This window comes from Labilibaculum filiforme (genome assembly GCF_002843315.1).
In the GTDB taxonomy this organism is placed as follows: Bacteria; Bacteroidota; Bacteroidia; order Bacteroidales; family Marinifilaceae; genus Labilibaculum; species Labilibaculum filiforme.
Window position 1 is genome coordinate 245,245 of the sequence record NZ_MVDD01000001.1, and the last position, 25,278, is coordinate 270,522.

Annotated in this window: 22 protein-coding genes; 9 read left to right on the plus strand and 13 right to left on the minus strand. The window is 36.0% G+C overall.

Annotated elements, in window-relative coordinates:
• The first annotated feature begins 121 nt into the window (after positions 1-121).
• Together BZG02_RS00990 and bioB are read left to right on the plus strand one after the other, a co-directional pair.
• Positions 122-505, plus strand: coding sequence for a hypothetical protein (locus BZG02_RS00990; protein ID WP_143470401.1), 384 nt, complete (start codon positions 122-124; stop codon positions 503-505).
• Positions 502-1,476, plus strand: a complete 975-nt coding sequence (gene bioB / locus BZG02_RS00995) for a biotin synthase BioB (RefSeq protein ID WP_101259543.1) — start codon at positions 502-504, stop codon at positions 1,474-1,476. The genes BZG02_RS00990 and bioB overlap by 4 nt, the downstream gene beginning before the upstream one ends.
• Positions 1,477-1,634: 158 nt before the next feature.
• Here bioB and BZG02_RS01000 read toward each other — a convergent pair whose 3' ends face one another.
• Genes BZG02_RS01000 through BZG02_RS01010 form a run of 3 tightly spaced genes read right to left on the minus strand, consistent with a single transcriptional unit; the run spans position 1,635 to position 4,232 of the window.
• On the minus strand, positions 1,635-2,351 hold the full coding sequence (locus BZG02_RS01000) for a LytR/AlgR family response regulator transcription factor (RefSeq protein ID WP_101259544.1): 717 nt from the start codon (positions 2,349-2,351) through the stop codon (positions 1,635-1,637).
• On the minus strand, positions 2,348-3,403 hold the full coding sequence (locus BZG02_RS01005) for a sensor histidine kinase (RefSeq protein ID WP_101259545.1): 1,056 nt from the start codon (positions 3,401-3,403) through the stop codon (positions 2,348-2,350). The genes BZG02_RS01000 and BZG02_RS01005 overlap by 4 nt, the downstream gene beginning before the upstream one ends.
• A gap of 40 nt (positions 3,404-3,443) precedes the next feature.
• Positions 3,444-4,232 carry a hypothetical protein gene (locus BZG02_RS01010; protein ID WP_101259546.1) on the minus strand — a complete coding sequence of 263 codons (789 nt, stop codon included), beginning with the start codon at positions 4,230-4,232 and terminating at the stop codon, positions 3,444-3,446.
• A gap of 283 nt (positions 4,233-4,515) precedes the next feature.
• On the opposite strand from BZG02_RS01010, the gene nhaC reads away from it, so the two are divergent.
• The 3 genes from nhaC (at position 4,516) to BZG02_RS01025 (ending at position 8,293) form a co-directional block, all read left to right on the plus strand.
• Entirely contained in the window at positions 4,516-5,976 is a 1,461-nt protein-coding gene (gene nhaC, locus BZG02_RS01015) for a Na+/H+ antiporter NhaC (RefSeq protein ID WP_101259547.1), read from the plus strand.
• A 160-nt stretch (positions 5,977-6,136) separates the two neighbouring features.
• The gene (pruA, locus tag BZG02_RS01020; protein WP_101259548.1) at positions 6,137-7,768 is read left to right on the plus strand and encodes an L-glutamate gamma-semialdehyde dehydrogenase; all 1,632 of its coding nucleotides are present in this window, start codon (positions 6,137-6,139) and stop codon (positions 7,766-7,768) included.
• Positions 7,769-7,987: 219 nt separating this feature from the next.
• Positions 7,988-8,293 (plus strand): FtsB family cell division protein, encoded by a 306-nt coding sequence (locus BZG02_RS01025; RefSeq protein ID WP_101259549.1) that lies wholly within the window; start codon positions 7,988-7,990, stop codon positions 8,291-8,293.
• A 26-nt stretch (positions 8,294-8,319) separates the two neighbouring features.
• On the opposite strand, the gene BZG02_RS01030 is transcribed toward BZG02_RS01025, so the two are convergent.
• Together BZG02_RS01030 and BZG02_RS01035 are read right to left on the minus strand one after the other, a co-directional pair.
• Positions 8,320-9,591 (minus strand): glycosyltransferase family 2 protein, encoded by a 1,272-nt coding sequence (locus tag BZG02_RS01030; RefSeq protein ID WP_101259550.1) that lies wholly within the window; start codon positions 9,589-9,591, stop codon positions 8,320-8,322.
• A 216-nt stretch (positions 9,592-9,807) separates the two neighbouring features.
• Positions 9,808-10,398 carry an OmpH/Skp family outer membrane protein gene (locus BZG02_RS01035; RefSeq protein ID WP_101259551.1) on the minus strand — a complete coding sequence of 197 codons (591 nt, stop codon included), beginning with the start codon at positions 10,396-10,398 and terminating at the stop codon, positions 9,808-9,810.
• Between the two features lie 325 nt (positions 10,399-10,723).
• Here BZG02_RS01035 and BZG02_RS01040 point away from each other — a divergent pair, with 325 nt between their 5' ends.
• Positions 10,724-11,635 (plus strand): proline dehydrogenase family protein, encoded by a 912-nt coding sequence (locus BZG02_RS01040; protein WP_101259552.1) that lies wholly within the window; start codon positions 10,724-10,726, stop codon positions 11,633-11,635.
• 141 nt (positions 11,636-11,776) lie between these two features.
• On the opposite strand, the gene BZG02_RS01045 is transcribed toward BZG02_RS01040, so the two are convergent.
• The 4 genes from BZG02_RS01045 to BZG02_RS01065 form a co-directional block, all read right to left on the minus strand.
• Positions 11,777-12,487, minus strand: coding sequence for a peptidase associated/transthyretin-like domain-containing protein (locus BZG02_RS01045; RefSeq protein ID WP_101259553.1), 711 nt, complete (start codon positions 12,485-12,487; stop codon positions 11,777-11,779).
• A 17-nt stretch (positions 12,488-12,504) separates the two neighbouring features.
• Complete coding sequence (locus BZG02_RS01050) at positions 12,505-13,077, minus strand: nitroreductase family protein (RefSeq protein WP_101259554.1); 573 nt, start codon at positions 13,075-13,077, stop codon at positions 12,505-12,507.
• A gap of 320 nt (positions 13,078-13,397) precedes the next feature.
• Positions 13,398-13,982: a superoxide dismutase gene (locus BZG02_RS01060; RefSeq protein ID WP_101259556.1), complete on the minus strand. Its 585-nt coding sequence runs from the start codon at positions 13,980-13,982 to the stop codon at positions 13,398-13,400.
• A gap of 132 nt (positions 13,983-14,114) precedes the next feature.
• A complete protein-coding gene (locus tag BZG02_RS01065; RefSeq protein ID WP_101259557.1) occupies positions 14,115-14,717 on the minus strand; it encodes a superoxide dismutase in 603 nt (200 codons plus the stop codon).
• A 189-nt stretch (positions 14,718-14,906) separates the two neighbouring features.
• Here BZG02_RS01065 and BZG02_RS01070 point away from each other — a divergent pair, with 189 nt between their 5' ends.
• Positions 14,907-16,208 carry an MATE family efflux transporter gene (locus tag BZG02_RS01070; protein ID WP_101259558.1) on the plus strand — a complete coding sequence of 434 codons (1,302 nt, stop codon included), beginning with the start codon at positions 14,907-14,909 and terminating at the stop codon, positions 16,206-16,208.
• A 5-nt stretch (positions 16,209-16,213) separates the two neighbouring features.
• Here the strand turns inward: BZG02_RS01070 and BZG02_RS01075 are convergent, their stop codons facing one another.
• Positions 16,214-16,894 (minus strand): hypothetical protein, encoded by a 681-nt coding sequence (locus BZG02_RS01075; RefSeq protein ID WP_101259559.1) that lies wholly within the window; start codon positions 16,892-16,894, stop codon positions 16,214-16,216.
• A gap of 112 nt (positions 16,895-17,006) precedes the next feature.
• Here BZG02_RS01075 and folE point away from each other — a divergent pair, with 112 nt between their 5' ends.
• Together folE and fabD are read left to right on the plus strand one after the other, a co-directional pair.
• Entirely contained in the window at positions 17,007-17,636 is a 630-nt protein-coding gene (gene folE / locus BZG02_RS01080) for a GTP cyclohydrolase I FolE (RefSeq protein ID WP_101259560.1), read from the plus strand.
• A gap of 178 nt (positions 17,637-17,814) precedes the next feature.
• A complete protein-coding gene (gene fabD, locus BZG02_RS01085; RefSeq protein WP_101259561.1) occupies positions 17,815-18,705 on the plus strand; it encodes an ACP S-malonyltransferase in 891 nt (296 codons plus the stop codon).
• A gap of 52 nt (positions 18,706-18,757) precedes the next feature.
• Here the strand turns inward: fabD and BZG02_RS01090 are convergent, their stop codons facing one another.
• From BZG02_RS01090 to BZG02_RS01100, 3 genes are all read right to left on the minus strand, one after another.
• Complete coding sequence (locus tag BZG02_RS01090; RefSeq protein ID WP_101259562.1) at positions 18,758-21,733, minus strand: PEP/pyruvate-binding domain-containing protein; 2,976 nt, start codon at positions 21,731-21,733, stop codon at positions 18,758-18,760.
• 291 nt (positions 21,734-22,024) lie between these two features.
• Entirely contained in the window at positions 22,025-23,065 is a 1,041-nt protein-coding gene (locus tag BZG02_RS01095; protein ID WP_101259563.1) for a 2-oxoacid:ferredoxin oxidoreductase subunit beta, read from the minus strand.
• A gap of 2 nt (positions 23,066-23,067) precedes the next feature.
• Complete coding sequence (locus BZG02_RS01100; RefSeq protein WP_101259564.1) at positions 23,068-24,912, minus strand: 2-oxoacid:acceptor oxidoreductase subunit alpha; 1,845 nt, start codon at positions 24,910-24,912, stop codon at positions 23,068-23,070.
• Positions 24,913-25,278: the final 366 nt, after the last annotated feature.

The window sequence follows — 25,278 nt, forward strand, 5'->3', positions numbered from 1 at the left end:
CGTAAATAGCTACCACTGCAAGCAACATGTTCTAAAAGTATTTCTATCTTAAAAAAAAAGAATACTTTTGACTCCGAAATAGAGAGAATAACTATCTTGCTTTCTCTTAATTAAAATTTATATGAATATGAACCCTGTTTTTAACAAAGGTCGATACAAATCGGACTTGCAGGTATTCAGTCGATGGAGCCGAAAAGGCTATGCTGCTTTTGCCAGCATGAACCGGGAAATTAAAATTTCCTGTATCAATACCAGTTATAATTTGCTGGTTCCATCAACCGAATGCGGCTTTTCCGGATTTTGCTATGTACCATTAAACAGCAGGGATAAGAATGAGACGGATGAATTGGAAGCACTGCGCTTCGAACTCATGCAGGTACTTGCTTTGCAAAATCAGAGCACTTGCAAAACCAGTCAGATTGAACCTCATCAACAAACAAATAAGGTTCTTTCTAATTATTCCTATTCCCGCAATTTTAGAAACAAAAAAGAACCTAAGTTATGAGTGATATCAGAAACAATTGGACCTACGAAGAGGCCAGAGAAATTTACGACCTTCCATTACTGGATTTGGTGAACAAAGCTGCCAATATCCACCGCAAATACCACGATTCTACAAAAATGAACATGAACACTTTAATTTCGGCTCGTACTGGAGCGTGTTCTCAAGATTGTAAATATTGTGCTCAATCGGCCCGCTACAACACCCATGTAAAACCAAAAAAATTAAGTTTAGAGGAAGTTTTAGCCGAAGCTAAAATTGCAAAAGAAAATGGCGTGAAACGTGTTTGCTTAAGCTCGTCGGGAAGAGATGGCAACCGCGATGATCGTTTCGACGAAATGGCCGAAATGATTACGGAAGTAAAAAAATTAGGCCTTGAGGTTTGTTGTACCATGGGAATGATCAACAAAGAAAAAGCACAAAAATTAGCAGGTTTGGGAATTACAGCCGTAAATCACAACCTCGATACTTCGGAACGCTACTACCCCAGCATTACTACAACTAGAACTTATGCCGAACGTTTAGAAACATTAGCTAACCTGCAGGAAGCCGGAATCTCCTACTGTTCTGGTGGTATTTTAGGAATGGGCGAAACCGACGAAGATCGTATTGAAATGCTTCGTACCCTATCGAATCAGGAAAAACATCCCTACAATGTTCCTTTGAACTCTTTAGTTCCTGTTGAAGGAACTCCATTCTTTGGAAAAGAAACCATCGGTATTTTTGAGATGGTTCGTGCCGTGGCAACGGCCCGTATTCTAATGCCAAAAGCCGTAATCGCTTTTGCTGCCGGTCGCACACATTACAGTCAGGAAGGACAAGCACTTTGTTTCCTTGCCGGAGCAAACTCCATTTTCTTTGGCGACAAATTGCTTACCGTAAAAAACATGACCGTTAACGAAGATCAGCATTTACTAGATACGATTGGAATGGTGCCAACCCGTTACCACGAGTTAACTACTTTGGAGGAATAAAAAAGATGAACTCACTATAATTTTTAGGGATATGCTTATTGTATATCCCTTTTTTTATCCGAAAAAGTAGGGCTGGAAGCACTTTCACTATCGTTTTTAGTCGTAACCTGACCTATACAGCTTGCTTATAATCAGGATGCGAGGGTAAAAATTAGAATTTAGCTCGATTTATCGAGCAAATCGATTAATTCTTTCCGGTACGAACTAGCAACAGGAATTATCTGATTGCCAATACAAACCTGATTCCCTTCAAAATATTCTACTTTATTTAAATTGATAATAAAGGATCGATGAATTCGTAAAAAACTTTTCTCTGGTAATTTTGTCTGAAAACTCTTTAAAGTTTCATGAATTACAAGACAATCCTCGTCTCGGTGTAATTTTAAATAATCTCCTTCGGATTCGATATATTTCAAATCGGTAGTTTTTAATAGATAGGTTTTTTTGTTCGACTTTACCGAAATATTAGCATTTAAAAACAAAGCACTTTTTTCTAAATTCTTCTGCAAGCTCATAAATTTGTTTACCGCTTTAAAAAAACGATCCAACGAAAATGGTTTCAATAAATAATCCAAAGCATTCAATTCAAAACCATCTACTGCATATTCTGGATACGCAGTGGTGAAAATGATTTCTGGAACTTCACGCAAGCTTTTAACCCACTCGATACCATTCATTTTAGGCATGTTGATATCTAAAAATACAAGTTCTATTTTTTCTTCCATCAGAATGCTGTTGGCCATTATGGCATCGCTGCAAATCCCTTTTAAGAGCAATTGCGGACTATCATTAATGTACGATTCCAAGATCTCTTGCGATAAGGGTTCATCTTCAACAATTAAACAAGTGAATGTATTTTCGTTGGATTTATTCATTTGAGTTTGATTTTGAGTTCTACAATAAATTCTTCCTCCTTTTGAAACAAGTGCAAAGTATATTTATCCTTATAAAATAACTCGAGTCTACTTTTTACATTGTCAATTCCAAAACCTCCAATTTGATCAATAGTAATCGCCACATTTAGGGGAATCGAGTTGGTTAAGCGCATCTCTAAATTCTCTTCCTTTATATTCACTTTTAAATCAACAATGTTTTTATGCGATTGATTTATTCCTCCATGCTTGAAGCTATTTTCGATAAAAGGAATTAAAAGAAATGGCACAATTTGATGTAAATAAGATTCCCCACTTATTTTGTACTGAATCTTCGTCTCTTTATCGCACCTTAACTTTTGCAATTCGAGATAATTAACAATGTAGTCGAGCTCCTTATTTAATCCTACCAGCCTATCTTTGGTCTCGTAAATCATATACCGCATTAATTCCGACAATTTCAGAATATATTCTGGTGTATTCTCCGATTTTTTTCTTGCCAATCCGTAAAGTGAAGTTAAATTATTAAACAAAAAATGAGGGTTGATATTCGATTTTAAGGCTTGCAATTCAGTCTCTGCTTGTTCCCGCTTTAGCGATTCCAATTGTTTCGCTGTCTCCAGAACTTGAAACCACGATTTCGATAATTTTAAAAGAGTACTTAAAGCAATATATACAAAACTGAATTTTAGTAAATCCTGAAAACTATATGATGAGATGAATAAATAGTCGGGTGCTATTCTATCGCTCAGTTTTTCGAAGGTAAATTGATTGAGGAAGGCAACAAAATACCAAAGAGAAAGTAATCCTATAAAATACAAAACGTATTTTTCTCTCCTCAAAAAAATCCGAATCAGTAATTCGGTATTTAAATAAACGCCTATCCACAAACTAATGTGGAAAAGCAAAGTGTAAACAATGTCGATATCAGAAATTTCCTCTTCTAGGGCAAAGAATTGTACTAATACATAAAAAGAAGCCATCCAAAACAGAAGGTGTTGAAGTATCCTGCTTTGAATGAACTTACTGAAACTATTTTTTATTTGGTTGATCATTTCCTTCTTTTTATTGAGAATCCGACTTTAAGTCGGAGCCTCAATTCTTTACTCGTTTCAATACTATTGCTTCCTTAGGGTCGTTAAACATTTTTGCATCGGAAAACTTGACTAAGAATTTCTGAATATCTTCAGTTTTGGATGTAAGAATAATTCTGTTTCCTCTTTTTATGTACTCAATTCTTATCTTCTTTTCTTTAATCAGTTTCTCAAAAACATCATTTTCGATGCCATTAACCACCAATTGATGGTCCTTAATTTTTAACTTAAAAAAAGCATGCATCGGCACCACCAGACCAATCAGATTAAAATTATTTAATTTTTTTTCCAAAAAGTCATCATTTGGAATCACGTCTAAAAAATAATGCTCATCTAATTTAAAAAGTCTGCCCTCAAACAAACAAGCTTCCTCTTTTCCTGATATAATTTTTATTTGATAATGCTTTCTTAAGACTGGGTTAAAAAAGAAATTCTCAATTTTCTCCCTATTCGCAACATTACTATCTTCTTTCTTTTCTTTTCCTGCAAAAAAATCCTCTTCTTTTTTAGAATTCGATTCCTTATTTGTTTTACCAAAGAAAAAAGCATCTTCTTTCGACATACCTTCCTGATAGTTCTTATTTTTCATTGCTTTAAGACCTGTTGAATCTATAATCGTTTTGATCTCGAATCTGTCTTTCTCTTCGCTTACCCACACCCCATCTAATTCATCCAAATGTACCCTATCCTTACTTGTATAAAGTGGATGCAAAGAACTCACCATACAAGATTGAGCAGTAAGCAGAACGAAAAGAAACAAACCGCTTAGTTTAAAATATTTAGTTTTCATGACCATTTATTTTTTAGTTTAACCTATTGGCTATCCGCGGAGATTACCATTATCTGTAAGTAAAATAAGATAATGTATTTATTATTGTGAAATTGTTTCGATAGAAAGCTGCTAACTTTCGGTAAATTACTCCTACGCTTCGGTTTCGTTCCTCCCTTAAAAATTGCAAATATCAAGCTAGCATAAAACTTAACATTAATATGTTATTAATTAAAATCAGTGATTTCTTTTCCCAAGCTTTTTATGTATTTTCACGAGCCTATTCACCCAAATTAACCACAACATGAACCTACAAAAGAAATCTATCTCCCTCGCGGAAGCTCTTATTCCTATTGTTTTCTTAATTATTTTACTGAGTGTAAATGCCATTGTTTTTGGCGACGGAGCTATTGAAGGAGCCAATCAGTTTTCTCTTTTAATTGCTGCCTCTATTGGAGGAATCATCGCAATGCGACATGGCAAAACATGGGATGATATTCAAAACGGATTCGTTGCAAGTATTGGCACAGCAATGCCATCGATGTTAATCCTACTATTAATTGGCTCTTTAGCAGGAACATGGATGATTAGCGGCGTGGTTCCTGCAATGATTTACTATGGATTGGAATTCTTAAATCCAAAGCTGTTTTTAATGCTTTCGGTAGTTATTTGTGCAATTGTGTCGGTTGTTTCGGGTAGCTCTTGGTCTACCATCGCAACCATTGGCGTAGCTCTTTTAGGAGTTGGCAATGCAATGGAATATAACAATGCATTGGTGGCAGGTGCAATTATATCGGGAGCCTATTTTGGCGATAAAATTTCCCCTTTATCCGACACAACCAATCTGGCTTCGGCAATGGCAGAGGTCGACCTATTTGTACATATTAGATATATGATGTACACAACGATTCCTTCCATTATTATCACTCTTCTTCTATTTTTGGCCATTGGCTTAAGTAAGCAAGGAGAAATTAATCCAGAAAGTATTCGAGCAGTACAGGTCGCCATTAAAGAAAGCTTTACCATTACACCATGGCTATTTTTAGTCCCAATATTACTTTTCGTGATTATCAGCAAAAAAGTTCCTGCCCTACCGGCAATTTTTGCAGGTACATTAATAGGAGGCGTATTCGCGATTATTTTTCAACCGCAAATCATTCAACAAATTTCGGGAAGCGATTCCTATATCGAAGCTTGTTACCATACGGTAATGCAATCCATCTTTACGGATATTAGTATTCCTGTTAAAAATGAAAACATACAAGATTTATTATCAACCGGCGGAATGGCAGGCATGCTAAATACGATTTGGTTGATTTTAACGGCAATGGTTTTTAGCGGTGTTCTCGAAACTGCAGGTATTTTGCACAAGATTACACAAAGCATGATGAAGGCGGTTAGCTCGACCGGATCGTTGGTAACTACAACTGTAGCCAGTTGCACCTTCCTAAACCTTACAGCTTCCGACCAATATATTTCCATCGTTGTTAGTGGAAGAATGTTTTCGGAATCGTACAAAGATCAGCATTTAAAACCCGAAGTTTTAAGCAGAACCTTGGAGGATGCAGGAACCGTTACCTCGGTTCTGGTTCCTTGGAATACTTGCGGTGCAGCACAAGCAGGGGCATTAGGAGTAGCAACTATTGCCTTCGCTCCTTTTTGTTTTTTCAATATCATTAGTCCGATAATGACAATAGCCATGGCTTACCTAAATATAAAAATTAGAAGAACCTCCGATACAATTTTTAAATCAACGAAAGTGTAAAATAAATGAAATCGATAATTACTTGTGAAATTCCTACACCACACGATTTATTAGCTTTTTTGCAAGTATGATAATCCTCATAAATCAATCGTACTTTTTTTTATAAATTTGTTCAGAGTGAAAATTAAAGTAGATAAATAACCCTTTAAACCACAACATCATGCCAAAAGGTATATACAACGTTCCAGCCGTAACTAACGAGCCAATTTTGTCTTATGCTCCAGGCTCTCCTGAAAGAGCTGAATTGCAAGCAACAATTAAAAAAATGCGTTCTGAAGTAATCGATGTGCCTATGTACATTGGTGGCGAAGAAGTACGCACTGGGAACTTATTTGCAATGACTCCTCCTCACGATCATCAGCATGTGTTGGGTCATTATCATCAAGGTGAGAAAAAACATATTCAAATGGCCATTGATGCAGCTCTAGCTGCTAAACCTGCTTGGGAAGCTTTGGCTTGGGAGCATCGTGCTTCTATTTTCTTGAAAGCTGCCGAATTAATTTCAGGACCATATCGTCAAAAATTAAATGCAGCTACCATGTTGGGACAATCAAAAAATGCATTTCAAGCTGAAATCGATTCTGCTTGCGAAATTGCAGATTTCCTACGTTTTAACGTTCAGTACATGACTGATATTTACAAGCAACAGCCTATTTCATCGAAAGGAATTTGGAATCGTGTAGAGCAACGTCCTTTGGAGGGATTCGTATTTGCACTAACTCCTTTCAACTTTACTGCTATTGCTGGTAACCTACCAACAGCTCCGGCTATGATGGGAAACTGTATTGTTTGGAAACCATCGAAAACGGCTGTTTACTCGGCTCAGGTTTTAATGGAAATTTTCCAGAAAGCAGGTGTTCCTGCCGGGGTTATTAACTTGGTATATGTTTCGGGTCCTGCTGCTTCTGAGGTACTATTTAGTTCTCCTGATTTTGCAGGTATTCACTTTACAGGTTCTACAGGTGTATTCCAGGATATCTGGAAAAAAATTGGTGAAAACATTCATAAATTCAAATCATATCCTCGTATCGTAGGCGAAACAGGTGGTAAGGATTATATTTTTATGCATCCAACTGCTCCTGCTAAAGAGGTTGCAACAGCTATAACTCGTGGAGCATTCGAATATCAAGGTCAAAAATGTTCTGCAGCTTCTCGTGCATTCATTCCTGCAAGCAAATACGACGAAGTAATGGCTTTTGTTAAGGAAGATTTGAAACAAATTAAAATGGGTGGAACGGAAGATTTCACTAATTTCGTGAATGCTGTAATCGACGAAACTTCTTTCGATAAATTAGCTGCAGCTATCGATGCTGCAAAAGCTTCTCCTGATGCGGAAATTGTTGCTGGTGGTACTTACGACAAATCGGTAGGTTATTTTATTGCTCCCACTATTATTCGTGCATTAAAATCGGATTACGTTACCATGGGAGAAGAGCTATTTGGCCCTGTAATGACCATTTTCGTATATGAAGACAATAAAATAGACGAGACTTTAGATATTCTAGATAAAGGATCGATGTATGCACTTACAGGTGCCATATTTGCTGATTCTCGTTATGCAATTGAAAAATTAGTGAAACGTTTAACACATACTGCAGGTAACTTCTACATTAACGACAAACCAACTGGTGCTGTTGTTGGACAACAACCATTTGGTGGTGGTAGAGGTTCTGGAACCAACGATAAAGCAGGTTCGATGATTAACCTATTGCGTTGGGTTTCTCCACGTACCATTAAAGAAACTTTTGTTTCGGCTACAGATTATATGTATCCAAACTTTTTAGAAGATTAGTATATCAAATAGTTGATGTATCTTCAATCGGGAAAAATAATTAATTCCTGTTTTTAGAACACAAATTATATTGGGTAAAACGGCCGGAGTTCGCTTCGGTCGTTTTTTATTTACCAAGCAGTTCATAAATGCAATCTTTTTACGCTTCTATTTTTTAACTCTCTCCTGTTTTCAAACTTTCACATATTCTTTGTAATTTAGCATGCAAATAAACACGCTATGAATCCAAAAAAAACAAAAATAATACTTCTCAGAATTGTGCGTAACAAATACGTAATCACCTTTCTGATCTTTTATTTTTGGTTGCTGTTTTTCGACCAGCATTCTATTTGGGAGCGAAAAGGAAATGAGAATACGATTGAATCTCTTGAAAAAGAAAAAGCTTACTTTATTGAAAAAATAGAAACCGACAAAAATCGAATTCACGAACTGAAAACCAATCGGAAAAATTTAGAGAAATTCGCCCGCGAACAGTATTTAATGAAGAAGAAAAACGAAGATATATTTATAATGATAGAAGAATAAAAAAAAGACCTCGCGAGGTCTTTTTTTTATTCATGCGTTTTTTCGTACTCTCTATAAATTTCCAATAGCTCCTTGGCAGTATAAATTCCTTTGGTTTCAATTCCAAGATCGATGAGTAATTGCTTGGCACAAACAACAATACTTTCTGGCTCGATAAATTGTTCGTGAACATTATTTAAGTATTTTAACACTTTAAAAGCAGAAAAAGCACCAAAAAACTTCTTTCGAAACGATTCAATACCCGAACAATTTCGATTGATTTCATCCAAAGCTTCGAAAAAATTATCCTCCTTTAAATAGGAACGAACTGGTCCGGGAAGATCCACAATTAATTGATGTAAATAGATATCGTAATTAACTCCATAAAAATCATCAACTCGATCGAAGAACTTTTTTAAATCTAAAAAAGCAGAATAATTGTAGGTTTTATAATCAGTAATCCCTTCTTCCATAAAAGTAGAAATGGCTTTTCCGGTGCCAAATGGAACCCGATCCGATTCACGTGGGGATGGAATTACCCGCGTGGTTTTTATCTCGTAAAACTTTTCTAAAGCAATAATCTTTTGCAAAAAATAAAAATCCTCTCCCGCCTGACGGCGATTCATTCCTCCTTGTTTAATGTAAGCGTTGGCACTAACTGCAAAACTAGAACCTACCGTATGATAAGCATGCGGATGCCCAGCAAAGCGCATGGCTAGCATGTAATACCGCAAATAAAGTTCGTACTGGGCAATGGCATCATAAATTGGTTGCTTAAAATCGCTTCCCTCTAAAGGATGCTCGTAAAATATATTGGCTCCATTGGCTTTCGGATGCTTTTTAAACAACTTCTCAAGCTCCACAAAATAGTTCGTATCGCATCCCGAATCGGCATCGAAACCAGTAATGATTCCATTTGGCTTGTCGATTTTATTGAAACGGCTTACGGCCTCATCCATGGCAATTTTTCGTGCCAATCCAACCCCGGCAAATTTCTTCGGCAAATTGGCTTGATGAATCAGATAAAATTTTAATTTTTCATCCTGATGAGTCGTCATCCATGCCATTGCAGCTACAATAGTTTTCTCGTTTTGAGCTAAAATTACCTCGCTTACAACCTCTCCCGAATTAACAATCACAATTACTTCTACCTCCCCATCGGGACGTTCACAATTCCATAAAGCCTCTAAACTTGGAAGTAAATCAGGCTCGTTAAAGCAAGGAATTGTTACAATAATACTTAGTTGTTCCGAAACGGTATCTGTAATATAATCTGGGTACAGTCGTTGTTTCTTTAGGTATTTATCAGCGAAAGCCATATTCTTATTTTAGATTTGAGATCTGAGCATTTAGATTTGAGACTTCTCCCATCAATTTTAATGTACACACCTCAACAAATCACGATTTTAAGTTATAATATTCTCTTTTAATCTATCATCTCATTTCTGACATCTCATATCTTAAAAAAACAAAGATATAAAAAAGGGCAGATAGCTTGCATCGCTTATCTGCCCTTCTCCTATATTGTGTACAATTTACTTAGCTGGAGCGGTATATCTGCTATTTAAACCAGAAATAATTTCGCCGGTAATATCTAATCCATCCTGAGAAAGAAGAACATTGCCACCTTTGGTTGTACTTAAAATTAAGCTGTAGTTATGAGATGCATTGTATTCCTTCAAATAGTTAGTAACACTATCAAACAATCTTTTGCTATTGGCTTGTTGCTCTCCCATTAATTGATTTGAAAGCTCCCGCTCTAATTGCTGTAAATTTTGTTGTTTTCCAATTAGTACACGTTGCGCTTCTTCTGCTCTTTCGCGACTTAAAAATCCACCATTTTGAACTTTATATTGAAACTCACCAGCTTCTTTCTCTAATTTTTGAGCTTTAAAATTAAAATCGGTTCTTGAATCTTCCTGCTTTTTAAGAAACGCCTCATTTAAATCGCGTGAGAAATTATAGCTGGTTAATAATGAATCGGTATTAATATATACAACTGCGCCTTCGCCTGCTACTGATTTTGCCTTTGTAGAATCGGTTGATGAGTTAGAAAAATGAAGTACATAAAGAATTCCAACTGCAACTATTAGTACCGCATTTAAAACAATAGATAAATTTTTCATAGGTATTTTTAAGATTTAATTATCAAGATATTTCCCCGGTTGACTGAAAATTCTGAATCAGAATAAAGATTTCCTTCTTAAGGAAAATCTGAATCAGTAAAGACATTTTCGGTATTATTTATTTTTTTTGATTTTTGCCTAACAAATATAAGCTTAAAATGGAGACTAAAAAATACTGCGACCTCAAATTTATTATTCGGAATCCCTGCACTGCCCTAATGCTTAGGAAATAATAATTGCTGATAAACGTCATTCTTTTCTTTTAGAATACTATTTACATTGGAGTCATAAATTAACCCTAGTAACAATTTTAAAACCTTTCCCAATGTTTAATAAATTAATAGCAGCTACCCTGCCATATATGCCTAAAAAGCTGGTCTGGATCTTTTCTAAAAGATACATTGCCGGCGAAACTATCGAAGATGCAATTGCAGCATCGAAAGAACTAAATAAAGAGGGCATTAAAGTCACCGTTGATCTTTTAGGTGAATTTATAAAAGATTTAAATCAGGCAACTGAAAATAAAGAGGCTTACCTTGCTATTATTGAAGCTTTTCAGGAAAATAAAGTGGATGGTAACTACTCGGTGAAACCAACTTTTTTTGGTTTGCTAATTGATGAAGAAGTTTGCTATCAGAATATTCGCACCGTGGTAGCAAAAGCAGCAGAATACAACAACTTCGTTCGTATAGATATGGAAGATTCTCTTTGTGTTGATAAAGAGATTCAACTTTTTAGAAAATTAAAAGCCGAATTCCCTAAAAACGTTGGTTTAGTAGTTCAGGCATATCTAAAAAGAACTCTTGGTGATATTAGTAATATGATGGACATGCAAAACGGTACTTCGAAATTAAACTATCGTCTTTGTAAAGGAATTTATGTAGAACCAGCCGAAGTTGCCTATAAAAAATACGATAAGATTAACGAAAACTACCTTAAAGGATTGGAGTTTATGCTCCAAAACGATGTTTATCCTGGAATTGCAACCCACGATAAGAATTTAGTAGAACCTGCCTTCGAGTTAATTGAAAAATATAAAGTGCCTAAGGAAAAATATGAATTCCAAATGCTTTACGGAGTTACCCCCGAACTTCGAAAAATGATTACCGACAAAGGACACACTATGCGTGTTTATGTTCCTTTCGGAAAAGATTGGTTTGGATATTCCACTCGACGATTAAAAGAAAATCCAAAAATGGCAATGCTAATTATAAAAGCTTTATTCAGCCGAGGGTAATCATTCGCTCTGTTTTGGCGATAAAAAAGAGAGTGTCCAAAAAGGAATATTCTGTTTCGAATTAACCTAATTGAGCTATTCTGATAGCTATCGGGATCAAAATGACAATGGAACGATATTTTTTGGACACCCGCTTTTTTTTTATTCTTTTTTTAATCCGTACTTATACATTTGTTTTAAAGTTGTAATCTCCTTATCGGTGATTAAATTATCGGGAATCTTTAAGTCTTTCTTTCTCTTCAATCTTTGCACTTCGGGCAAAGTTCGTGTGGTACTCACTCCCACCATCATATCGGGTGGAACCATTACATGATGCTCATTCATTACCACATGTTGCTTCACCAACATATCGGTATTTGCTTTGGCATCCATTTTATCAGGTTGCTTGGTAAGTGCTTCGTAGGTTGCAGTATTAATATTGTTTTTGGCCCGAACATATTCCGGCGTATTCACTTTTGCATTAATAAATGCTTCCCTAAAATTACCAAATCGAGGCAGAATTAATACTTCCTGAAGCGCAATGGTATCCTTGGCCATAAACACACCAAACAAATAAGAATCTTGTTTTAAGCTATCGCTCACAATTATCTGTACCTCATGATATCCCACATAGGTATATCGAATAGTATCGCCGGCATTCACCCAAAACGAAAACCTTCCATAAGAATTGGAAGTTCCTGCTCTTTTATCGTTTACCCGAAAATGCGAATAAGGCAATGGCGATAGCTCCTCCTGATCCATCACTGCACCCGTGAAAAAGATAGAATCCGTTCTCACTTTTTGAGCACTTACATCTTCTATTGCAAGTAGAACCAGAAGTACGACTAAACAACTAACTACGTTTTTTTTCATTTCTAAAATTTTACTTCTTATAGATTTCCAAGTATCAGATCTTCTAACTTTCGCTTTGGAACATGATGAATCTGATTTTCATCGCGCCAATATTTAATATCTCCGTTCTTCATTTCTTCCAAAACCACTTCTTCAACAGGTTTTCCCAGAGCAACAACTTGTATTATTTTATAATCCGAAGCAATTTGCAAAACTTCACGCAATTCTTTTTCCTTAAATGCACGAAGAATACAACCACCATATCCCTGTTCTACTGCTCCCAACAACAAATTCTGAACCGCAATTCCATCGTCACTAAAATAATTTTTACCTAATTTTTCATCGTTCAGCATAATGACATAAGCCGTAGGTCTTTCGCCTGCTATTGGTCCGTCCCAATCGGACAAATAACCAGCCCAAGCTAAAGTTTCGAACACCTTGTTTCGTTTTTCTTCACTCAGTACAATTTGATATTTAAGCGTTTGCCCGTTTCTGCCGGATGCTCCCATTCGAGCCAAATCAATCCATTGTTTAATATTCTCTAAAGAAAGTTCTTCCTGTTCATCGAATCGGCGGTAACTTCTGTTCTTTAAAATTAGTTCTCTTATCATCTGTTACTAATCATTTTTTAGGGATTTATTTTTGTCTATAAAGCCGTTGTTTCCTTAAATTAAGTGAATTTTCCTTACCCGTCAAGAAAAAAACAAATCATTTTCTGTTTTACTATCTATATTGAATACAAACAATTTGCAAAGCAAAATGAATTACAAGCGCAACTAGCTATGAATGAAAAGAAAATAGCCTATTTCCGTAAAAAGAATTACTACTACCAAATAATAGCCAAAATTACAATTGCATGAATGTTCCAAATTATGGCATAAAAAAAGCGATGATATCTATTCAAATCACCGCTTTTCTATTCTTTAATTCTTTATAACTCCATAAATCGCTTTTCAACGACTTCCCAATTTACAACATTCCAAAAGTTCTCGATATATTTCGGACGAGCATTTTGCGTGTCTAAATAGTAAGCATGTTCCCATACATCCATCGTTAAAACGGGTTGCATGCCTTCAGTAATTGGGTTGCCAGCATTATTTTTTTTCATTATTCGAAGCTTATTATGAGCATCGGCAACCAGCCAAACCCATCCCGATCCAAATAAAGTTGCTCCAGCTTTCGAAAATTCCTCTTTAAAAGCAACAAAGGAGCCAAAAGTTTCTTTTATTGCATCGGCTAATTTTCCTTTAGGTTCTCCTCCTCCTTTTGGGCTTAAAGCCATAAAATAAAAAGTGTGATTGTAAACCTGTGCCCCATTATTAAAAATTCCACCTTCGGAATGTCGAACAATATCTTCTAAACTAGCCTTTTCAAAAGCAGTTCCTTTTATTAAATTATTCAAATTTGTAATGTAGGCCTGATGATGCTTGCCATAATGAAACTCCAATGTTTTTTGGCTAATAGAAGGTTCAAGTGCATTTAAAGCATAAGGTAATTTTGGTAGTTCGTGTATCATGACTTTGTTTTTTTGATTTAAGATACAATTTCAACATAATTCTCCACATAACCAATAGCGAACAGTATTAAAACTAAAAGACCGGCTCTCCAAAGAAAGCCGGTCCCAAAATCAAAAAAACAATAAACAAAACTAATCCTGAAAGCGTTTAGCCACTTCCTCCCAATTTACTACATTCCAAAATTCTGAAATGTAATCTGGTCTTTTATTCTGAAACTTCAGATAATATGCGTGTTCCCAAACATCCAATCCTAAAATTGGTGTTCCTTTTACTTCTGCTGCATCCATTAATGGATTGTCTTGATTTGGAGTTGAACTAACAACTAGCTGGCCGTTTGGTAGTTTCACCAACCATGCCCAACCAGAACCAAATCGAGTAGCCGCAGCTTTGGAAAATTCTTCTTTAAATGAATCAAACGATCCAAAATCTTTTTCAATTGCTCCTAATAGGGATCCCGAAGGCTTTCCTCCTCCTTTTGGAGACATCACCTGCCAAAATAAATCGTGATTAAAAAAACCACCTCCATTATTTCTTACTGCAACTGATTGCTTCGAAATGTTCGCTAATATATCCTCAATGCTTTTGCCTTCGGCTGCTGTTCCTGCAAGTGCTGCATTCAAATTATTGGTATAGCCGGCATGATGTTTTGAATGATGGATTTCCATTGTTCTTGCATCAATATGTGGCTCGAGAGCATCGTAAGCATATGGTAATTCTGGTAATTCAAATGCCATATTTTGTATGTATTTTAATTGTAATTACTATCTATTTTTCTAACACTAAAACAAAGCTAATTTTTATCTGGATTAGATCCAAATAATTTAAAGACTTTTTTGTCTTTTATTTTTAGATCCGCACTGTGTTCTTTTAGATACAAGATTTTTAGCTACTTTCGTGTCCTTAAAACTTCTCAAAATAGTATCGTGAACAAACGAATTCTTCATATAGCACTTCCAAATATTGTTAGCAATATCACTATTCCCCTATTGGGGATTGTCGATTTAGCTTTAATGGGACATTTGGGGAAAGTTGATTTTATTGGTGCAATTGCTTTAGGTGGAACCATTTTTAATTTTCTTTATTGGGGATTTGCCTTTTTACGCATGGGTACAACAGGAATTACGGCGCAAGCTTATGGTGCCAGAAATCTTAGCGAATCCATTCTTTCCTTATCTAGAGCACTTTTTGTAGCATTACTAGGTAGTATATTCATTTTAATTCTGCAAAAACCAATTGCCGACCTTAGTTTTTATGTAATCAACTCAGAAAAATCGGTGGAGGAAATTGCAAAATCGTACTACTATATTCGTGTTTGGGCTGCGCCTGCAACTATTGGTTTATATGCATTAACAGGCTGGTTTATTGGCATGCAGAATTCCAAGATTCCAATGATAATTGCCATTATTTGTAATATTATTAATATTGCTTTGTCGTCGTTCTTTGTTTACGGAATGGATTTAGATGCACGCGGAGTTGCATTAGGAACTGTAATTGCCCAATACTGTGGCTTATTTCTTGCTTTGTTTTTTATCTCCCATTATTATCAACGTCTTTTTCGTTATTGGAGTGCAAAAGGAATGATGAAGATGAAAGAATTAAAACACTTTATTCTTATTAATAAGGATATTTTTATTCGAACCCTCTGCATTATCTTTGTTTTTACCTTTTTTACTACTGAATCGGCCAGCAACAACAAGAATATACTCGCAGTAAATTCATTGCTTCTTCAATTCTTATTCATCTTTTCCTACTTTATGGATGGCTTTGCATTTGCTGCCGAAGCCTTAGTCGGGAAATTTATTGGTGCTAAAAATCAAAATGGATTGAAACACGTTATTCGTCTGCTTTTTATGTGGGGAATAGGAATAAGTCTGGCTTTTACCTTATTTTATGCAACAAGTAGTAATTGGATATTGTCGACATTAACCAATAGTGAGGCAATTATTTTGGAAGCACAAGACTATATTAAATGGATAATTTTATTACCAATCCTAAGTTTTGGATCCTTTTTACTTGATGGAATTTTTATTGGTGCTACCGCTTCGAAGTACATGAGAAAAACAATGATGGCTGCAACGCTATTTGTTTTCATTCCCTGCTACTTTTTTTTAAGCAATAGCCTTCAAAATCATGGTCTATGGATTGCTATGCTAGCATTTATGTTGGCGCGAGGTGTATTTCAATCTGTCTATTACAAAAAAGCAATTGCAATAAAATTGAATTAATATAATTACAACACTTGGGCTAAGCTTACCTCCAAAGCTTCGGTAAGCTTTGCCACTTCGAGCTCCTCAATTTGATAGTTTTCACTTGCGTTTTCAAGTCGATCCACCACATAAAAAAGCTGAAGTAATTTCACCTTTTCTTCCATGCAGATGTATAAAACACTTGCTCCGTCGCGACTAATTATATCTGGATGATTTTTTAAATACATATTCGCAATTCCGAACAGACTGTTAGGAATAGCATTGCAACTTATTCCACTTACTTTTCGGTATTGAGATTGAAATTCGGGCAACAAAAGATTATTTTCGAGCATTTCATTTACAAAAGGGAATTCGCTTTTATTTTGCATCCCTAAATCGAACACCGAAGAAAAACTTTCATTGGCTCCAAAACCCATATCTCCAAAGTAATCATCAATTACATTTACAACAATACCAGATTCTAGTTGGTCTTTTAAACTAAAACACCTGCCTAAATGAATTACAAAATCGTATTGCTTAAAATTTAATGATTTGGTTAGAAAATAGGAGGTAACACTTCCTCCGGTTCCCGAAATTAATATATCAAGCTCTTTCTCCTGATAACTAAATCGAGCATAGTTTTTTCCTAAATTTTCAACTAAAACTAGTTGACTGATAAAATTTTGCAGCACCGAAAAATTGCCCGCAATTACTAAAATCTCCATTGATGCAAGAACTTAGCCCAAACAAAAGCTTTAAAAAGTTTGTTATATAGGTGAAATTTATACTTATTTTGCAAGTCAAAATTGCGACTTAATTTAAAAACACGAAATACAGATGGAATTTTCAACCAACGAAGACAACCATAAAGGTTTTACAAAAATAGAAAAATACGATCAGGAAACTACAGAACAGTTAATGTTTCACTATAAAAAAGTACTTGAACTATTAGGGGAAGATGCCGAACGAGAAGGTCTTTTAAAAACTCCTTTACGAGTTGCCAAAGCCATGCAATTTTTAACGCAAGGCTATCACAATAATCCTGAAGACATCTTAAAATCTGCCATATTTCAGGAAGACTATCGCCAAATGGTAATTGTAAAAGACATAGAAGTTTATTCGATGTGCGAACACCATATGCTTCCATTTGTTGGAAGAGCACACGTTGCTTATATCCCTAACGGTACCATTACCGGATTGAGTAAAATTGCCCGAGTTGTAGATGCTTTTGCCCGCCGTTTACAGGTTCAGGAACGTTTAACTACTCAAATTAAAGATTGTATTCAAAACACGTTAAATCCGCTAGGTGTTGCTGTCGTTATTGAAGCGCAACACATGTGCATGGCGATGCGAGGTGTTCAAAAACAAAATGCAATTACCACAACATCCGACTTTACTGGAGCTTTCGAAAAAGTAGCTACCCGAGAAGAGTTTATTCGCTTAATCGCAACTAAATCCAGTTATTAAACAAATGCCAATCCTCGGAAAACGAAGACGATCGATTTCACTATGTGTAATTTAAATTGCACTTTGCGTATTGAATAGGTATCTTTGCGCCCGAAAGATTTTAAAATCTTATCCTAATAATCAATTCCTTACCAAAGAAGCATATTAGTGAATTGAAAATTGTTAATTGAAAAAAAATATGAAAGCATATGTATTTCCTGGGCAAGGAGCCCAATTTGTTGGTATGGGAAAAGACCTGTACGAAAATTCAGAGCTTGCAAAGGAGCATTTTGAACTAGCAAACGATATTTTAGGTTTTAAGATTACCGACCTAATGTTTGAAGGAACCGATGAGGATTTAAGACAAACAAATGTTACGCAACCAGCAATTTTCTTGCACTCTGTAATATTGGCCAAAACTCTTGGCAATGATTTTAAACCTCAAATGGTAGCAGGTCACTCTTTGGGTGAATTTTCGGCTTTGGTTGCTAATGGTACCTTGTCTTTCGAAGATGGTCTTAGATTGGTTGCTCAGCGTGCTGCTGCAATGCAAAAAGCTTGCGAAATTGAGCCTTCAACTATGGCTGCTATCATCGGACTAGATGATGAAACTGTTGTGAAAATATGTAAGGAAATTAACGAAATTGTTGTTCCTGCTAATTTCAACTGCCCTGGACAATTGGTAATTTCGGGAAGTATGAAAGGAATCGAAATTGCATGCGAGAAATTATTGGCTGCTGGAGCAAAAAGAGCTCTTCCACTAAAAGTGGGTGGTGCATTTCACTCTCCTTTAATGGAACCTGCACGTGTTGAATTGGAAGAAGCTATTGAGAATACTACTTTCTCTACTCCAATTTGTCCTGTTTATCAGAACGTAAATGCAATGCCGATATCCGACCCCGAAGAAATCAAGAAAAATTTGGTTTCTCAACTAACTGCTCCAGTTCGTTTTACCCAAACCATGGAGAATATGATTGCTGATGGTGCAACACTTTTCACCGAAATTGGTCCTGGAAAAGTAATTCAAGGATTGGTAAAAAAAGTAGACCGTAAAATGGAGACTGCAGGAGTAGATTCATTTCAAGGATAAAAAATACAATACCTAAAAAAAGCCGTTTCAAACTATTGAAACGGCTTTTTTTTTATTGGTAACTTATTACACTGGTTTGCTTTTTACCATCCATTAAAATTTCCAGAGGCTCTTTAAAGCGAACGTGTTTAAAATAATGAATTTGCTCTACTAATTTTTGACTGTCGAGAATTTCTGTATTCACAAAATTTTGTTCCGAATTACTTCTTACCGAGAAATATCCCACATTCATAGAGGTTACATTGTGAAAGAAGTGCGATCCCAAAGAAGCATCTAAAGGAAAATCTTCCAAACCTTGTTCCACAATAATCTTAGCATTAGATATTTGCGACCAAAGAACCGGAATACCAGTAAACTTATCTTTTGTTCCCCATCTTCCAGGTCCAATCAATACATATTGACGATCCTGCTCTTTCATTTTCTGATTTAGCTTCTCAATTTCCAAAGCCATCTCTTCGGTTTTAATCCGATCAAACTTATCAATGTCCATGTAAATAACATCTCGAATATGGTCCACTTTTCCATTTCCCATCCCTTTGCTTGCCAATAAAACGAGCTTTTCCTTATCCACCTTACTCATGTCGATCTCAATGCTCATTTCCTGACGTATAAGAGGCTTTATCTGCAATAATTGAAAAGTAGGTAAACCATTTTTCCCTTTCGAAAGATCTACTGCAAACTCAATTTCAACAGGAGCTCCCATTGCCTGTTTAAAAATATTAAGAATCACACTAAGTGCATGTGCAATAGGAACTTGATCGTATTTTAAAATGTTTGCAAAATTAACCACACGTGGTCCTCGTAAATTCAAATCAGGTTCCAACCTATCATTCTGAAAATCGTAAACCGATGCACAATGCAACAAATTTCCATCCTCCTCGGCATCGGTAAGCTGATATTTAACGGTAACCGCATCCTCCCCATCTTTTAGCAAATCAATATTTTCCTTTTTCATATCAATTGCATAAAAATACTTCTGCGAATCTTTCATCTGATCCTCGATAGATGCCAACTGCAATTTAGGATGCTCGGGGCAAAAACGATGCGTTTTTTCTCCTCCCACAACATATTTTCCAAGTCCAATAGCAATAACGGCAAAACCATCCTCTGGTTTCATGTATGAAAATGGATAGTAGTTGTACGATTGTGCTACCCCGCTAATATTTGGATAATATCTTCCGTTTGATTCCTGTCCCACTACTTCCTGAATGATAATGCCCATTTTTTCCTCTTCAATTTTATAATCAACCGCACTAAAATAGGATTGTGCGTCTGGCGAAAAAATAGAAGCATAAATAAGCTTAATTGCGGTTACTAATTGACGAAAACGCTCTTCGATATCTGGATGATTATTGGGAAGTAAATAGGTTGCGTAAACCCCTGCAAATGGTTGCATTAACGAATCTTCGAACAAGCCCGACGAACGAACTGCTATGGGACAAGTCATTTCCTCTAAATATTCGCGAAGCCTTTCTCTTAATTTATCAGACAACTCGCCTTTGGCAAATAAATCTCTAACTTTTTTATAGTTTTTATCCAGATAAATCTTGTTGTAGAGATTATTCTTCTCGATAAAATTATCGTATTCATCCACTCCAATAATCGCTGTTTTAGGAATCGAGATATTGATATCCTTAATTAATTTTGCGAAGTAAATATTCTCAATAAAGTTACTAAGGAAGGCTAATCCTCGTCCTTTTCCTCCTAAAGATCCTCGTCCCAAACGAACTACGTAATGATTCGAGTTCACAATATTTGGTCTGAACTTTATAATTCGTCCTCGTAATTGTTTAATACGCGAAGCTTCAAATACATCTAAACAAAATTTACGTAAATCTTTTACTGATTTAAAATCCTCTATTTGATATCTTCTTAGCTTTTTGGCAACATTAATTTCTCCACGTGCCATTAGCCAAGTTGAAATTCCATTTCTTTTTGAATGATAGAGAAGAGATTCGTCTGGAACGTACTTTAACTTTTCTTCAAACTCTTCCATCGATTTTGCAATCGCCACTTTTGTTCCGCTCTGATTTCTAAAAACAAAATCACCAAAACCCAATTTCGTGTAAATGAAATTATAAATATCCAAAGCTAAAGTATCGCTGTTTTTGTTAATAAAATCAGCCCCAACCTGCATCGCTCTAATTGCATTATCCGTATCATGCGATTGCATTAAACACGGAATTTTCATGTTTTTATCCTGAACGTATTTAATCAGTTCTATGCCCGAATCATCGTCCAATTTTCCATCTCTGGCAAAACGAACATCAGAAATAACACAAAGTAAATTTTCCAAATAATTATCGACAATCTCCACTGCATCCTCGTAAGTGCTTACCAAAATAACTTTAGGCCTAGCTCTCATTTTCAGAATCTTATGCATTTCGTCAATATCTCCTTCATCCGAAATAACTTTTTGTGTTTGAGTCATTACAGAGGTATACAACAATGGCAGATATCTGGAATAATATTTTACGGAATCCTCCACTAATAGGATGACTCTTACATCTCCACTTTTGGTGTCGGGTTCTAAATTAATTCTATCCTCAATGTATTTGGTCATGGCCATAAAGATCTTTGTGGAGCCATTCCAAACAAAAACCCGGTCGATGTTATTCTTAATTTTATCAGCGGCTCTATCAAAATAGGCCAAATCACTATTGTTGTTCACCAAAACCAAGACAGGAATTTCCGGTTGTACCCTTTTAATTTCCTGACTCAATTCCAATGGCGATTGTTTATCCAATCCCGCCATTAAAATTACCACATCGTAAGTTCTGCTACTTAATGCTTCTAAAGCTTCATCGTTAGTTGCAACACTTGTAAATCGTGGTGCTGCATATAAATTTAGCTGCAGATATTCCCCCACTATTTTATCTGAAAACTGACCTTCCCGTACAATGGTATATGCATCGTAATAAGTTGCGATAAGAAGAATTTCTTTCACTTTATAAGGCATCAATTCCTGAAAAATATCTCTATCACTCTTTTTCCGTTTGTATATTTTGGAAATCGAAACTTCTTCCATGTTAATTGGTATTTATGTTTTTGTTGTCTGTATTTAGAAATACAAAATAATATAATTTTCCGGTTTGATATCTAAATTTTACAAACAACCTGAATACGAATAGTAAGTGTTTGATGAATAGATATACTTTAAATAAAATCGGAAAAACTCAATCGAAATTCTCCCTTTTTCTATTATTTGATTCCCTTTAAAACTTGAGGCTGAAAATAATCAATTTTAAAGGTAAAAAATAAAGAGGAAACCAATTGTTCCCTCTTTTTATGTATTGATAAATTAATTTTTTTTTTCGTATTATTTAACTTCCCAAGTATCCCCGCTATTCAGCAAATCGTCCATGCATTTAATCGTCGACACTGCTTGAACATCTTTAATTTGCTGCACCATTTTTTCTTCGTAAGAAAGTGCTGCAACATCTCGAATAACACCTAAGGCTACAGGATACTCTGGTGCTGTCATATTAGACAGTAACCAAGCCATATGAGGATCTGGATTATGAGCATCGTGAATTAAAATATCCTGATCGGTAATTCCAAATTCGCCAATTGTAACTACAATTAGTTTCCCATTACCACCCAAAACTAAACCTTTGTTTTTATTCTTTCCGAAGATCATGCGTTCCCCATGACGCAAAGTCAGCTGAAAATCGTCCTTAGTTTCCTTATCGGTGATTAAAGCATGAGCTCCATCGTTATAAATAACACAATTTTGTAGAATTTCGATAATAGAAGTCCCTTTGTGTTTTGATCCCGCTAAAACTAATTCGGTGGTTAATTTAATGTTCGTATCTATTGATCTGGCATAAAACTTTGATTGTGCTCCTAAAGCTAGTTCTGCTGGATGAAATGGTTGCTCAATAGTCCCAAATGGAGAAGTTTTAGTCACCATTCCTTGCTTCGAGGTTGGTGAATATTGCCCCTTTGTAAGACCATAAATTTCGTTATTAAAAAGAAGAATAGTCATGTCGATATTCCTACGAATAGCATGAATAAAATGATTTCCTCCAATTGCCAAAGCATCACCATCCCCCGATATTTGTAATATTTCAAGATCTGGATTTGCTGACTTCACCCCCGAAGCGATTGCTGCAGCTCTTCCATGAATTGTATGAAAACCATAAGTATCCATATAATATGGAAAACGAGATGAACATCCAATTCCTGATATAACAGCAAATTTTTCCTTAGGAATGTTCATTGCAGCCATTGCCTTTTGAACCGAATTTAATACTCCATGGTCTCCACATCCAGGGCACCATCTTACCTCCTGATCACTTTTAAAATCTTTTGGAGTTAATTTAACAGGACTATTTGATTTAAGAATTGTATCTGTCATGACTATTTCTCCTCCAATAATTGATTAAACCTCTCTTTTAATTCCAACACAGTAAAAGGCAGTCCTTGTAACTTATTATATTGTTTAAATTTGATATCCTGAAAACCAGCCCTTAAATACTCGGCAAATTGTCCTTCATTCAATTCACAAACGATTACTTTTTTATGACGACTTAAAACCTCCCCGGTATTCTTTGGCAATGGAAAAATATAATGGAAATGTGCTAAGGCGATACTCTTTCCCTCGGCCTGCAATTCACGAACAGCCGTGGTTAAGTGACCATAAGTTCCACCCCAACCTACAACAAGAACATCTGCATCTTCATTTCCTTTAATCGGTACATCAGGAATAAAATTAGCAACCCGTCTAATTCTTTCCGATCGAATATCTGTCATTACCTGATGGTTTTCCGGCACATACGAAACAGTTCCTGTCACATCCATCTTTTCCAAACCTCCAATTCGGTGCTCCAAGCCCTTAGTTCCTGGTACAGCCCATTTTCTTGCCAGTTTATCTTTATCCCTGGCATATGGTTGATAGTTGTCACCCTCTTTAGCAATTGGCACCTCTATTGAAGAAAGATCAGCCATTTTAGGAATTCGCCAAGGTTCAGCTCCATTTGCAATAAAACCATCAGTAAGCAAAATAACAGGAGTCATATGCTCCAGGGCAATTTTACCTGCACTAAAGGCGTATTCAAAGCAATTTGAAGGTGTACTGGCTGCAATTACAGGCATTGGACATTCTCCGCTTCGACCGTGAATTGCCTGCATTAAATCTGACTGCTCGGTTTTCGTAGGAAGACCTGTTGATGGGCCTCCACGCTGAACATTCACAATTACCAAAGGTAATTCTGTCATTACAGCCAAACCTGCAGCTTCTGTTTTAAGTGCCAATCCTGGTCCTGATGTTGTTGTTACTGCAAAATTACCCGCAAAACTAGCTCCAATTGATGTACAGATACCAGCAATCTCATCCTCTGCCTGAAATGTTTTCACACCAAGATCCTTACGGGCGGCCAATTCCTGCAGAATTTCTGTTGCAGGGGTAATTGGATACGATCCACAGAACAATTCCAAACCAGCTTTTTCGGCTGCTGCAATTAATCCCCAGGCTGTTGCTTTATTTCCTGTAATATTCCGGTAGATTCCTTTCTTGATTTTCGCTGGTGCCACACTAAAATTATAGGGCAAAGCCTCAATTGTTTTTGCAAAATTATAACCTGCACGCAACACCATCTTGTTTCCCTCAACAACCAATGGATATTTTTTGAATTTTTTTTCAATAAACTCCTCTGTATGGTCTAATGGACGATCGAACATCCAATATACCATCCCAAGTGTAAACATGTTCTTGCTGCGGATAATACTTTTCTGATCCAATCCTGTATCCTTCAAACACTCTTTTGTAAGCGAAGTTACTCTTGCTCTAATCAGATTATAATCGGCCAAATTCTCATCATCTAATGGATCAGATTCATAACCGGCTTTTTCAAAATTCCTATCGGTAAAACTATCTTCATTAATAATAATTGTCCCACTCGGTTTAACCCATTTTAAATTTGCCTTTAATGCTGCCGGGTTCATAGCCACCAATACATCTGCAAAATCACCGGGAGTATTCACCTCCTTGTGCCCGAAATGCAATTGAAAACCCGATACACCACCAACTGTACCCTGAGGGGCTCTAATTTCAGCTGGATAATCAGGAAAAGTAGCAACATCATTTCCGAACAATGCGGAAGTATCCGAAAATTGCGTTCCTGTTAGCTGCATCCCATCTCCCGAATCTCCGGAGAATCGAATAACAACTTCTTCCTTTTCAATGATTTTTGTTTTTTGACTCATGACTGTTTTGAATTAAACTTGAAACTAAGCCTTTGGTTAGTTAGTTGTTTTTTATTTATCTAAATCACACGGTGCTAAAATCATGTTACATAGCATGGTAAAGGTAGCGTTTCCCTGTTTTTAGACAAGCAAAGAGCAAAAAAAATATCCACTTTTCGCAATCGTTTGTATCTTAAAAAGTTACATCAAACCTAGCTCACATAAAATGCTAGCATAAAGAGTTGATTATGTCTTAATAAGGGAAGTAACGAGAAAATAATCAAAGAATTGTTCTAGATCTCCATGGTGATGATAAACGAAGTGCAAAGCCACAATTGTTTACTTCAATGTGGTCAAAAAAAAGAGGCTATCATTGCTGATAGCCTC

Coding starts and splice junctions, on each gene's coding strand:
- BZG02_RS00990 (WP_143470401.1), top strand. CDS start 122: ATGAATATGAACCCTGTTTTTAACAAAGGTCGATACAAATCGGACTTG.
- bioB (WP_101259543.1), top strand. CDS start 502: ATGAGTGATATCAGAAACAATTGGACCTACGAAGAGGCCAGAGAAATT.
- BZG02_RS01000 (WP_101259544.1), bottom strand. CDS start 2,351: ATGAATAAATCCAACGAAAATACATTCACTTGTTTAATTGTTGAAGAT.
- BZG02_RS01005 (WP_101259545.1), bottom strand. CDS start 3,403: ATGATCAACCAAATAAAAAATAGTTTCAGTAAGTTCATTCAAAGCAGG.
- BZG02_RS01010 (WP_101259546.1), bottom strand. CDS start 4,232: ATGAAAACTAAATATTTTAAACTAAGCGGTTTGTTTCTTTTCGTTCTG.
- nhaC (WP_101259547.1), top strand. CDS start 4,516: ATGAACCTACAAAAGAAATCTATCTCCCTCGCGGAAGCTCTTATTCCT.
- pruA (WP_101259548.1), top strand. CDS start 6,137: ATGCCAAAAGGTATATACAACGTTCCAGCCGTAACTAACGAGCCAATT.
- BZG02_RS01025 (WP_101259549.1), top strand. CDS start 7,988: ATGAATCCAAAAAAAACAAAAATAATACTTCTCAGAATTGTGCGTAAC.
- BZG02_RS01030 (WP_101259550.1), bottom strand. CDS start 9,591: ATGGCTTTCGCTGATAAATACCTAAAGAAACAACGACTGTACCCAGAT.
- BZG02_RS01035 (WP_101259551.1), bottom strand. CDS start 10,398: ATGAAAAATTTATCTATTGTTTTAAATGCGGTACTAATAGTTGCAGTT.
- BZG02_RS01040 (WP_101259552.1), top strand. CDS start 10,724: ATGTTTAATAAATTAATAGCAGCTACCCTGCCATATATGCCTAAAAAG.
- BZG02_RS01045 (WP_101259553.1), bottom strand. CDS start 12,487: ATGAAAAAAAACGTAGTTAGTTGTTTAGTCGTACTTCTGGTTCTACTT.
- BZG02_RS01050 (WP_101259554.1), bottom strand. CDS start 13,077: ATGATAAGAGAACTAATTTTAAAGAACAGAAGTTACCGCCGATTCGAT.
- BZG02_RS01060 (WP_101259556.1), bottom strand. CDS start 13,982: ATGATACACGAACTACCAAAATTACCTTATGCTTTAAATGCACTTGAA.
- BZG02_RS01065 (WP_101259557.1), bottom strand. CDS start 14,717: ATGGCATTTGAATTACCAGAATTACCATATGCTTACGATGCTCTCGAG.
- BZG02_RS01075 (WP_101259559.1), bottom strand. CDS start 16,894: ATGGAGATTTTAGTAATTGCGGGCAATTTTTCGGTGCTGCAAAATTTT.
- folE (WP_101259560.1), top strand. CDS start 17,007: ATGGAATTTTCAACCAACGAAGACAACCATAAAGGTTTTACAAAAATA.
- fabD (WP_101259561.1), top strand. CDS start 17,815: ATGAAAGCATATGTATTTCCTGGGCAAGGAGCCCAATTTGTTGGTATG.
- BZG02_RS01090 (WP_101259562.1), bottom strand. CDS start 21,733: ATGGAAGAAGTTTCGATTTCCAAAATATACAAACGGAAAAAGAGTGAT.
- BZG02_RS01095 (WP_101259563.1), bottom strand. CDS start 23,065: ATGACAGATACAATTCTTAAATCAAATAGTCCTGTTAAATTAACTCCA.
- BZG02_RS01100 (WP_101259564.1), bottom strand. CDS start 24,912: ATGAGTCAAAAAACAAAAATCATTGAAAAGGAAGAAGTTGTTATTCGA.